Raw genomic sequence first — 11,296 nt, 5'->3', positions numbered from 1 at the left:
TTAGTCAGATATAACAATATACCTCTTGCTCTGTTGCTATTGCTCTCCTCTAGCTGCTTGCGCTTCTCCTGACTAAGTTCTCCTTTCCCTCGCAGATCCTTCAAATCAGCATCTCTCCTAGGGTTAATTGCACAAACTAGCTTGGCATCCAGTATCCTCTCAACATCGTCATAATTTGCCTCCCCGTCATATCCTGCATCCCCTACCATGTAAAATTCCTCTGGTGAACCGACGCCCATACGATGGATAAGCTTTTGTAGGGATTTAAAAAATAACTTGACATAATTCTCCGGATCGCATATAATGAAAACAGCGAATGACCGCCGATGGAGGTGAGGCGAGATGCGAATTTTAACCTCCTTCTTACTTTGGTTTCTGCTCGTCGGAATCTCCTGGGCCGGAGTGTTGTTTGATGATTTTAAAGCCCCGAGGCTGGCGGAGGATATATGGTAGGTGAAGACCACAGGGAAAGCGAAAGCTGAGATCAGGGATGGAACCCTTGTGCTGTCATCGTTCGATGTCCCGGACAGCATCTTCCTCTTCTACAGGGAGCCGATAGGGAAGGGCGAGCCCATAACCGCTGAAGTCAGGATAGACCTCAATGCCAACCCGGATGACGGCTGGCTCGGATTCTTCCAGGATTTCCCGGGCGAATCGCATAACAATTCGATAATTAACACTATGAAGAACGTCGGGACGATGTTTTTCGTAGAAGGAGGTGGCAAATCTGTCCAGCCCAGGGGGGAGGACGGCAAAAGAGCATCTAACCTCCCGCTGGATAAGGGATTCCACACCTTTAAGATCGAGGTGACAAAGAACGAATACGAGATGTTCATAGACGGCAAAGAGGTTCTCAGCGGAAATCGGAACGATAAGGGTATACCAAAAGGGTCTTCTACATAACCCCTGACGGCTTTGACAACTTCTACGGAAACGCTACCTACACGGTGGACTGGGTGAAGCTGTCAGGGCCGGGGATATCCGACAGGACGGTGGGAGCGGACGTGAGCCCAAAGTTCGCCCTCGCCGTAACCTGGGGGGAGATAAAAACGAGATAAGGAGGTGTAACTGAGGTGAAGCTAATACGATATCTGGTAGCGGCCCTCCTCTTGGGAGCGGTGCTGTACCCAGGAGTTGAGGCCAAACCCCCCAAGGACCTCGTCCTTTACCTCTCCTTTGACGAGGTGAAAGGCAAGACGGTCATCGATCTTTCAAGCTACGGAAACGACGCCGAGATGAAGGGGGATGTGAAGATCTCAGAAGGGAAGTTCGGAAAAGCCGTGGAGCTGGATGGGACGGACGATTATCTGGTTGTGAAGAACCATCCATCCCTTCAGCTCACAACCGCCATCACAATAAGCTGCTGGGTGAAGATAACGGGCGGGCCGAACGATAGACAGAGCGCCGTTGAAAAAGAACCGGCATGGCAAGCTGGGGAATACAACCTGATACCGGTCTATGACGGAGCGGTGCTGTTTCAAGCGAACGATCTTCCCGATCACTGCGACGATGAGGGGGCGGTCGGGAACGTCAAGGACGGCAAGTGGCATTTCGTGGCCGGAACTTGGGACGGGAAGGTGATCCGAACCTACATAGATGGCGATATGGTCGGAGAGAGGGAGTGTGCGGGCAAGCTGGAGAAGGGGTCGGGAGACCTCTTCATAGGCTCGAGAGGGGGAACAAGCCGGTTCCTCTGGGGACTGATCGACGAGGTGAAGATATACAGCCGTGCTCTCTCGAAGGAGGAGATTAAGGCCGACATGGAGAACCCCAGGCACAATGTAGCCCCTGTTCAGCCCTCCGGAAAGCTCGCCCTGACCTGGGGGAGGTTGAAAAGAAGGTAAGCGAGGTTAAAGTAAGAGTAATTAAGGGCAGGTGGGATATTCAAGACCACCTGCCCGTCTAAGTGTTACAACACCCGCCATAAAGGGGTAAAAGATGAAGGATAATATCACCAGAAGGGAATTTTTAAAGACGAGCGTCGGCATGGCGATGAGCGTTGGTTTCGGATTACCCCTCCTCGCCGAGGAACCTAAAGGTAAAGCCTACGAGATAAAAGGGACGACGGGGATGCGCTACCGACTCTTCGGTCGCACAAATCAGTATATCTCGGTCATAGCTGGTAACGAGACGTTTCCTCCGCCGGTGATAGATAAAGCGATAAGGATAGGTGTCAACTATTGGCATAAAGCAGGAGGTCGTGAGCTTTCAAACTTGATCAGGAAGCATAAGGTTAGAAAGTCGGTGATGGTAGAGTTCTGCCTGGACAACAAGCCAAAGGAAGAACTATTGAGAAAATTCAAAAACAACATGCGAAGGCTCGGCTATGACTACGTGGATTTCTACAAGATGCATATCCGTTACAGCGACGAAGCGGTTGAAGCTTTCCAACAGCTCAAAAAGGAGGGCCTGGTGAAGTTCCTCTCCGCCTCCCTGCACGAGAGCCCTAAAAACGTGAGGAGAATCGTCGATAAAGGGGTTCTGGACGCTATTCAAATCATGATCAACCCCCTCTCAGGAGAGGAGGTTAAGAAGCTGTGCGCATACTGTAAGGAGAAAGGAGTCGGTGTGATCGCCATGAAGACAATGGTCGGAGGGCCGAAGAAGTGGGAATCCAACCGGAAGCTGATGGAACAGCTGAAGAAGTTCCTCCCAAACACCCAGGATATAGCCCGGGCGATAGTTAAATACATCCTCTCGATAGAAGGGGTATCCGCCGTTGTGGTGGCATGTCGGAACTTCGAGCAGTTTCAGGACGCCGTTCTCGCATCAGGGATGAAGCTCAGCTCGGCTGAGAGGAAGGGGCTGGAGATCTTCGCCTCGGAGATGAGAGGGGAGTTCTGCCAGATGTGCGGCCTGTGTGAGGAGGTATGCCCGAAGGGGATACAGATACGGGAGCTGATGCGAGCTGAGCTTTACCTCACCACTTACGAGGAGCCTGATCGTGCATGGGAGGTTTACAGATCTATCCCTCCCTGGCGGAGGGCGGAGATGTGTGATAGATGTGGGATTTGTGAGGAGTTCTGTCCATATGGCATCCCGGTCGCCCAAAGGATAAACGAGTTGCAATCCCTGATAGCTTGAGATAGGATGTGGTTGTTCCTGTGTTCAGCCATCGTTCTGAATACCCTTCAAAACCCGGGCTTTGAGGAGGTCGGCGGCGATGGCCTCCCCATAGGCTGGAGGGGCGATGCCTGGGGGGAGGGGGCGAGCTTCGGAGTTTCAAAAGAAGCTCGCTCGGGAAGGTTCTCCGCCTTCATCCGCTGTCCCGAAAGGAACGATGCGAGGCTGATCCAGAGGGTGAAGCTGAAACCTCACTCGGTCTACCGCCTCTCAGCATGGGTCAGGACCGAGGATGTCAGAGTTGCGGAGAAAGGAGGTGATGTGGGGGCGAACATAGGTATCTACGGCACGTTCGTCAAGTCGGAGGACGTGAAGGGGACGACCGGATGGAAGGAGATCTCGACCATCGTCTTCACGACCGACGAGCCATACCTTGAGATAGCCCTGAGGCTCGGTTTCTGGGGGAGCACATGCGTGGGAAAGGCGTGGTTCGACGATGTGAGGCTGACCCCTATCCCGATGGCGAGGGTGAGGCTCGGCGACAAGAGGTGGAGGGGGAAGTTAAAATGGGCGGCAGAAAGGGACGGCTTTGCGTCGCTTGAGGGGAGGCATGTGATCCTCCGCCTGCGGGCGGAGAGGCTGACATGGCTCTCCAACCCGTTCGAGTGGCTTAAAAAACTTGACGCCGCTTATGAGGCGTATGCCGAACTTGTGGGGGGCGTTCCATTTGACGGGAAACCGCTGATCATCCAAGAGGTGGAAGACTACCCCGGCGGGCTCGCCGTGGCGGGATATCCGATACTCTGGTTCGGGAGATACATAGACAAACCGACCTTCAGGCGGATAGAGGAGGGCGACTGGCAGTTCGGGATACTCCACGAGATGGGACACGTTTTTGATCTCGACGGCAGGTGGGCTTGGAACGGCGAGTTCTTCGCAAACTTCAAGATGGTCTACGTCGCTGACAGATGCGGGGCGAAGATCTGGCACTGGGGGAAGTGGTATGACCACGGGAGCAAGAAGGGAGGAAGGCTGGACGATTTCTACAAAGAGATGGCTCGCAAGGAGGGGGAGCTTGAGAGGATAAACTCCGAGGACTGGCCCGACCATTACACCGACCCGGACACGTATCACTTCTGCGCCCTGAAGGGGATAATCGGCTGGGAGCCGTTCAAGAAAACGTTCAGGGCTTTCCTGAAGATGCCCATCTCGGAGGTTCCGAAGGAGCCGCTCGGAAAATACAGACTTTTCGTGAGGTTGCTCGATAAGTTCAGCGAGTTCAATTGCTCCGATTGGCTGGCGAAAAGGGGTTTCCCGAAAGTCAGCCCTGAATCGGCGAGGAGGTGATGACGATGGAAGGGAAGATACTCGTGCTCAGCGATGTGGGGGAGAGCATCTTCAGCAGGAACCTCGGGGTGTTCTATCCGGGGCGGGTGACGGTGGTGGACTTCACGAAGCGAGTTCCATCGCTTGAGGGTTACGATTTCGTCATAACGCATCTCATGAAAGGGTCAAACGTCCGCCGCCTGGATTTTTCATCCCTGAGGGAGTTCGCCCATCGCGGCGGGCAGGTCATCTGCTCCCTGTTCGAATACGCCCACCATCGCGGGGTTGAGTTCCGAAAGACCTACCTTCCCGGCCCGGAGCGCCCCGGTATAAGGATAGAGGTCGTGAACGATGTGACCCGGGGGTTTTCAGTCGGCGACGTCCTTCCCTGGTATGGACAGGTTTCGCACGGCATAGAGAACTCCCCAAATCAGTTCTGGCAAAGGCAGATCATTGGCTTGACCGACTCCGACGAGCTGACCGTCCTCGCCACGTCCACGGTGAACGGCGGGGCGGTCATCCTCGAGGAGAGGGTCGGGGAGGGGCGGATAGTGGCGATGGACATCCGCTCGTTGCCAGAGCCTTTCTTTGATTCAATCGGCTCCGTCAACAAATACCTGTTCATCGGAAACATTATCGGCAGCTCGGTTCAATACGGCAGGTATTATCCCCGAAAGTTGACTTACGGCGAGTTCGTGGAGATGGCGAGGCAGCTGAGCCAGCGCTGCCCAAGCGTCCGTTTCAACGACGAAGGGGAGGCAAGCGGCGGTTACAGGATGTTCTCGCTTACCATAGGGGACGAGGGTGCGCCCGCTTTCCTCTTCACGGGATGCATCCACGGCTGGGAGTGGGAGGCGCCCTACGGGCTTTTGAGGCTCGCCGAGGTTCTGGGCGAAAACCCATGCGTTGAAGGTCTCCCAGCCGGGGGATACTTCGTGAAGATCTTCCCCATAACGAACCCCTATGGCTACGATCACAACGTCCGTCAGAACGCAAACGGCGTCGACCTCAACCGCAATTTCCCCCGCGGATGGGAGGGATACGAAAGTTTTGAGGACGTGCCCATGGTGTGGGATTTTGATTACAAAGGAGAGAGACCGGCTTCCGAGCCTGAGACCCGGGTCCTGATGAGGGCGTTTGATGAGAGGAGATACATCGCCACCGTTGACTTCCACACCGCCCATTTCGCCTGGGAGGTCGCCTATCCATGCGATGAGGAGCTGGTGAGCCGGATACACGCCGATGTCAAAAGGCGCCTGAAAGATCGCTTCATCTGCCATCAGCACGGGACGAAATGGGACGAGTATGTCCAGGTGAACCTGGACAGGGTGATAGAGATGAAGGAGGAAAGGCCGACGCTCGTCTCCTATTCCGCGATGAGGGGCACAAGCGCCCCGATACTTGTGGAGCTTTCGGGCAACCGCTCCGATACGCACGCTATCGTGAGGGAGAGCGAGGTAGTAGTTCAGATCTGCCTGGGCGTCATGAAAACCGCCCTCTCCTTCGCCGGGAGATGACCCCCTAATTCCAAAGGGAGGGATGTTAGGATGGGATACCGAATCCGTGGGATGAGACCGTCAGACGTTGTGGCGATCGTCAGGATAGCGAACCAGGCTTTCCTGGAGACGGCACGCCTCACGCCGCTCATGGGGAGAAGGATCGCCCAGCGGATGAGAGGCGACAGGGAATGTCTCTTCGTCGCCGAGACGGACGATGGCGAGGTGGTCGGCTTCGTCGTGGGCTCATGCGGGGAGGGCAGAGCGACCGTAGGATGGATAGCGGTTCACCCGCGCCATCAGGGACGCGGAATCGGCGGGATGCTCCTTGAGGCGGTTGAAAGGAAGACGATGGAGAAGGGGATCCGCGTTGTTGAGACCGGAACGCCCTTCGCGCGGTCGTTTTACGAGAAATACGGCTACAGGTGCATTGAAATACACCGCTCAATGCTCCTTGAACTTGTGGGGAGGGAGGTTTCTATCCCCGAGGCTCTGCGCATACGTGTGATAACCCTTGACGACTTACCTGAGCTCATGGATTTCATCGGCGACGAGGACGAATGGCTCAGGTTTCTGGACGCATATTTCGCCGCTTACGAAAAGGATGCCGACAAGGCGATAGCCGCCTTCCGCGAGCAGGAGATGGTCGGGATCGCCGTGGGCAGGACGGAGGAGGTGTGCAGCGAGCTCATCACGCTGGCGTATCTGTTCGTGAGGGATGAGGGGAGAGCTATGGACGTCCTGAAAGCCCTTGCATACGTGGCGTCAACGAGGGGATGCAGATGGTTCGGCGTGGAGCTCCCCATCAAGGGGATAACCGAGGCGGAGCTTGAATCGCTGGGATGGGAGGACGCCAAACTCCCCTTCTTCTGGACGAGATACAGGATGAGAAAGGAGTTGAGCCCGCCAGGCTCGCGGTAAGACGCGAGGCGCCGCGGGATGTTAGGCCCGTCGCATCCTTAAAGGGCAGATGGGATGAGGGGGTGAGACGAATGATTGACGAACTCCTGGATGTCATTTCGCCGCGTTTGTCCGGCGTGAACGCGCTGGACATCATCGCCCACATCCATGACCACGACCGGTGGTCGTCGTTTGATAAGCACCACAAAGCCGCCGAATATTGCCTTTCAAAGCTGGTGGAATATGGGCTGGAGGGTGAGATTCTCACCGTCCCAGCGGACGGTGAGAGCACCTATGGCGACTGGATAGTCCCCATCGCGTGGGATGCCAGGTCCGCAACGCTCACCCTGCTCCCATCGGAAGGGAGGGGCGAAGTTGTCCTGTGCGATTACATGGACGACCCCTGCTCCCTGATCGTCTACAGCAAGCCCACCCCGCCGGAGGGGGTCAAAGCGGAGGTCGTGCTCGTTGAGGGCGGCAGGAGAGGTGAGGACTACGAGGGCGTGGATGTGTCCGGCAAGATCGTATTCACGTCGGATTCGGCGAGATACTCAAGGAAAGAGGCGATGAAGCGAGGCGCCCTGGGGCTCATATCCGACTACCTGCCCACATACGAAGGATGCAGACCACCGATGGAGCTTCCAGATGTCAGGCTGTGGGAGAGGTTCAGCACAGATAAAGGCGGATGGGGGATGAAGAAGGGTGACGAGCCGTGCTGGGGGTTCGTGCTCACGCCGAGGCAGGGGCAGTGGCTCAGGGAGATTATCAAAAAGGAGAAGAAGGTCGTGCTACACGCCCATGTGGATGCCCGTTTCTACGATGAGACAATCCCGGTGGTCACGGGCTTCATACCCGGGCGGACCGAAGAGGAGGTGCTCATAAACGGACATCTGTGCGAGGTGGGGGCGATAGACGACGCCAGCGGATGCGGGCTCGCCGTTGAGGTCCTTCGCTGTCTGAACCGGCTCATCAAAGAGGGCAGGCTCAAACGTCCTAGGCGGAGGATAAGGGTGCTCTTCACTTACGAGTGCATGGGGACGATGGCGGCGGTTGTGGAGCACTCCGAGATATTTAAGCGTGCCGTTGCGGGTGTCACCCTGGACTCCGTAGGGGGGCGCGAGTCCATCTGCCGTGCCGCCTTGGAGCTTTCGCACAACCCACATGCCCAAAGCTCCTACACCGACACGCTCCTTTGGCTCATCCTGAAGGAGCAGATGCGCAGGGGGAAGCTGCTTGTGAACGTGCGCGAGAGGGATTACATGCGCGCCGACAACATCATCTCCGACCCGATGATAGGGATACCCTGCCCGCTGCTCATAGAGTATCCCTACACCTTCTACCATACCTGCGCCGATACGCCTGATAAACTTGACCCCGAAAAGCTGAAATGGATCGGAGAGGCGGTGGCGGCATACGTCTATATCATCGCAAACGCCGGCGCGAAGGAGGCTTCATGGCTGGCGAGGGAAGTTCTATTTGATGCACACCGCGCGATAATGAACGATGTGAGGAGGGCGGTGAACGAGGGGAAGGATTCAGGATGGCTCTGGAGGAGGCTGGAATACGCTCGGCTCAGGTATGAGATGGCGCTGGATTCGGTCTTGAGGTTGGTGCGCACAGGTAAGAGTAAGGTTCAAAGCGAGTTGAAGGCGCTCAAGGGCATGCTTGACGATGGCGTGAAGGCGGCGTTCCGCCAGGGCACCGGCATGCTCGGCGTGCCCGCAAGGAAACCGCGCCGCAGAAGGGACGCATACAAGAGGAGGGCATCTCGGTTCATCCCTGTCCGTAGGGTCATAGGGGAGTTCCTGGGGACGAGGATACCCGACGAGGAAAGGGACGGATGGAACAAGATGTGCGAGCGCGATAACATAAAGGGTGGGGTTGCTACAAGGGCGCTTTACTGGGCTGATGGGAGGAGGAATGTGGCCGAGATAGAGGAACTGGTAGAATGCGAACTGGACGTGGAAGGCGTTCGCCTGCTTGAGTTCTTCCGGAGGTTGGAGGGAATGGGTTACGTGAGCCTTCGCAAGGAGGGTGAGGGATGAAGACCATCGGACTCATCGGAGGGATGAGCTGGACGTCAACCCTTGAGTATTATCGGCTTCTCAACGAGTTGACGGCTCAAAGGACGGGCGGCTCGCATTTCGCCAAGGTCATCCTTTACAGCCTAGACTTCGGCGAGGTGGAGAGGATACAGCACGAGGGAAGATGGGATGAAGCGGCGAAACTGCTCACGGAAGCGGGGAGGGCCTTGAAGGCTGCGGGGGCGGATTTTCTCCTGATCTGCTCAAACACCATGCACATCGTCGCCGATGCCGTTCAAAAGGGGACCGGTCTGCCCCTGCTCCACATAGCGGATGTCACGGGCGATGCGATAAGGAGATGCGGTCTGAAGAGGGTCGGGCTTCTCGGGACGAAGTTCGTCATGGAAAGCGGCTTCTACAGGGAAAGGCTTGAGGGGAAGTTCGGACTGAAGGTGCTGGTGCCGGACGAAGAGGATAGAGACGTGGTTCATCGGGTCATCTACGACGAGCTCTGCAAAGGGGTAGTCACCGAAAAATCGCGCACCGCCTATCTGGAGATCGTCAGGAGGCTGATGGGGAGGGGTGCGGAAGGGATAATCCTTGGCTGCACCGAAATAACGCTTCTGTTGAGACCCGAAGATAGCCCTGTCCCCGTCTTTGACACCACACGGCTTCACGCCGAAGCCGCCGTGCGGATGGCTCTGGAGGGCGAAGTGAGATGATCGTTGACGTTCACATGCATCCGTTGGTCAGGGATGCCGAATACATCCCGAATTTAACCACGGTCGTGGAGCGGTTCTTCCGCCCGAATGCCCGTAATCAAATGGAACGAGACATACGGGGACGGACGCTGGACGATGTCATCGGGGAGATGGATGAGGCGGGGATAGAGAAGGGCGTCATAGTGGCGATGGACTTGACTTCGGCGCTGGGGATAGTCATGGTCACGAACGACTCCGTCGCCCGGATGGTAGGCGAGCATCCGGACAGGTTCATAGGCTTTGCCAGCGTTGACCCGAATCTCGGCGATGCGGCTGTGCGGGAGCTTGAGCGAGCTGTCCGCGAATTGGGGTTGAGGGGGCTGAAGCTGGCGCCGCCCGTGCAGAAGTTTGCGCCGAACGATGAGAGGTTCAATCCCATTTGGGAGAAGGCGCTTGAATTGGGCGTGCCGGTCTGGCTGCACACCGGGCATCAAATGTCAACTCAAGGCTCAATAGCAAAGTTCGGTCATCCCATGCTCGTGGACGAGCTTGCGCTTCGTTATCCCGATCTGGTCATCATCATGGGGCATTGCGCCTGCCCCTGGTTCTGGGATGCATGGTCGGTCTGTTGCAGGCATGAAAACGTTTACCTGGACTTATCGGTCTACACCGACCTGTATCACCACTTCCCATGGGACGCCTTCGCATCTTACGGACAGGAACATAAACTTCTCTTTGCGACGGATTATCCGTTTGCGGATTTAAAATCGTCCGTGAAGGCGATATCGGACTTGAACATCTCCGAGGATTTCAAAAGGAAGATACTCGGGGAAAACGCCGTGAAGGTTCTGGGAATTGAAGGCAATTAAGGAGGTGAAGGGATGATGCGCCTTTCGCTCTCGGGTAGGCTCATTGAGGTTCAATATCGCTATTGCGAGATGAGCGTGCCCGAATTTCTGAGGTTTGCGAAAGCCTGCGGCTATGACGCTGTGGAGCTGCGTGCGACCCAGATCACAGTCAATACAACCCTCGAGGAAGTGGAGCAGTTCCGAAAGGTGGCGGACGAACTCGGCATGGATGTCTCCTGCTGCATGCCGCCAGGGATAAGCGCGGACGAGGAGGGTTTGAAGAGGCTGGAGGAATTCATCCCGCTCGCCGAGACGCTTCGGTGCGAGGTGCTGAAGGTCTGGGTTGGTGATGCGGGATGGCTTAAGGAGGCGTGCGACCTGCTCAAACCCCACCGGATGACCCTTATCGTCCAGACCCACACGGGAGGTCCTTTCGAGACGGTTGACTCCTGCCTTGATGCGATAGCGAAGGTAGGGCGTGACAACTTCGGTCTGCAATACGACCCCGCAAACCTGTTCGTCGCGAGGCAGGATTATGGCGAGGAAGCGGTGAAACGGTTGGGTGGGCACATCTGTCAGCTCTCCGTCCAGAACGTCCGACCTGCCGAGCCGGACGAACCCGATGTGATGGAGGAAGGAGGGTTCTACTATACACGTTGCCTTTTGGGCGACCCACGTGGGCTGGATTACGGATCGGTTTTCAGAGGGTTGAAGGCGGTCGGGTTTGACGGTTACGTCGTTTTGAACGAACCCAAATCCAAGCTCCTGCCGAGGGAGAAGTTCGCCCGCAGGGCAGCGGAGGAGCTCAGGAAGCTGATGGGATGAGGAGTTCGCTCCACGGGGTAACCTCCAGGAGCACGCAGGGCCAGGCTGAAAATTTTAACTTCGCTCATATAGTGTAGCGGAGATCCGAGAGGTCAGAGATATTTATTTCTCAG

The 11,296-nt window shown here is 56.4% G+C and carries 11 protein-coding genes; 10 read left to right on the top strand and 1 reads right to left on the bottom strand.

Features of this window, described 5'->3' with window-relative positions; genetic code table 11:
* The coding region (locus tag J7M22_04790) for a hypothetical protein (GenBank protein ID MCD6505925.1) at window positions 1-209 on the bottom strand (209 nt) is incomplete at its 3' end.
* A 244-nt stretch (window positions 210-453) separates the two neighbouring features.
* On the opposite strand from J7M22_04790, the gene J7M22_04785 reads away from it, so the two are divergent.
* The 10 genes from J7M22_04785 to J7M22_04740 all read left to right on the top strand — a co-directional run bounded on the left by J7M22_04785 (window position 454) and on the right by J7M22_04740 (window position 11,183).
* Window positions 454-903 (top strand): hypothetical protein, encoded by a 450-nt coding sequence (locus tag J7M22_04785; protein MCD6505924.1) that lies wholly within the window; start codon window positions 454-456, stop codon window positions 901-903.
* Window positions 904-1,073: 170 nt separating this feature from the next.
* Window positions 1,074-1,844 (top strand): LamG domain-containing protein, encoded by a 771-nt coding sequence (locus J7M22_04780; GenBank protein ID MCD6505923.1) that lies wholly within the window; start codon window positions 1,074-1,076, stop codon window positions 1,842-1,844.
* A 94-nt stretch (window positions 1,845-1,938) separates the two neighbouring features.
* On the top strand, window positions 1,939-3,084 hold the full coding sequence (locus tag J7M22_04775; GenBank protein MCD6505922.1) for an aldo/keto reductase: 1,146 nt from the start codon (window positions 1,939-1,941) through the stop codon (window positions 3,082-3,084).
* Between the two features lie 6 nt (window positions 3,085-3,090).
* Window positions 3,091-4,410, top strand: coding sequence for a M60 family metallopeptidase (locus J7M22_04770; protein ID MCD6505921.1), 1,320 nt, complete (start codon window positions 3,091-3,093; stop codon window positions 4,408-4,410).
* A gap of 5 nt (window positions 4,411-4,415) precedes the next feature.
* On the top strand, window positions 4,416-5,906 hold the full coding sequence (locus tag J7M22_04765; GenBank protein ID MCD6505920.1) for a DUF2817 domain-containing protein: 1,491 nt from the start codon (window positions 4,416-4,418) through the stop codon (window positions 5,904-5,906).
* Between the two features lie 30 nt (window positions 5,907-5,936).
* Complete coding sequence (locus J7M22_04760) at window positions 5,937-6,806, top strand: GNAT family N-acetyltransferase (protein ID MCD6505919.1); 870 nt, start codon at window positions 5,937-5,939, stop codon at window positions 6,804-6,806.
* Entirely contained in the window at window positions 6,728-8,830 is a 2,103-nt protein-coding gene (locus tag J7M22_04755; GenBank protein MCD6505918.1) for a DUF4910 domain-containing protein, read from the top strand. The genes J7M22_04760 and J7M22_04755 overlap by 79 nt, the downstream gene beginning before the upstream one ends.
* On the top strand, window positions 8,827-9,531 hold the full coding sequence (locus tag J7M22_04750; protein MCD6505917.1) for an aspartate/glutamate racemase family protein: 705 nt from the start codon (window positions 8,827-8,829) through the stop codon (window positions 9,529-9,531). The genes J7M22_04755 and J7M22_04750 overlap by 4 nt, the downstream gene beginning before the upstream one ends.
* Complete coding sequence (locus J7M22_04745) at window positions 9,528-10,379, top strand: amidohydrolase (protein MCD6505916.1); 852 nt, start codon at window positions 9,528-9,530, stop codon at window positions 10,377-10,379. Before J7M22_04750 ends, J7M22_04745 begins: the two co-directional genes overlap by 4 nt.
* Before the next feature lie 12 nt (window positions 10,380-10,391).
* Complete coding sequence (locus J7M22_04740; GenBank protein MCD6505915.1) at window positions 10,392-11,183, top strand: sugar phosphate isomerase/epimerase; 792 nt, start codon at window positions 10,392-10,394, stop codon at window positions 11,181-11,183.
* Window positions 11,184-11,296: the final 113 nt, after the last annotated feature.

The sequence above is a fragment of the Candidatus Poribacteria bacterium genome, from assembly GCA_021162805.1.
Taxonomy (GTDB): domain Bacteria; phylum Poribacteria; class WGA-4E; order B28-G17; family B28-G17; genus JAGGXZ01.
This window is presented reverse-complemented; position numbering and strand designations above follow the sequence as displayed.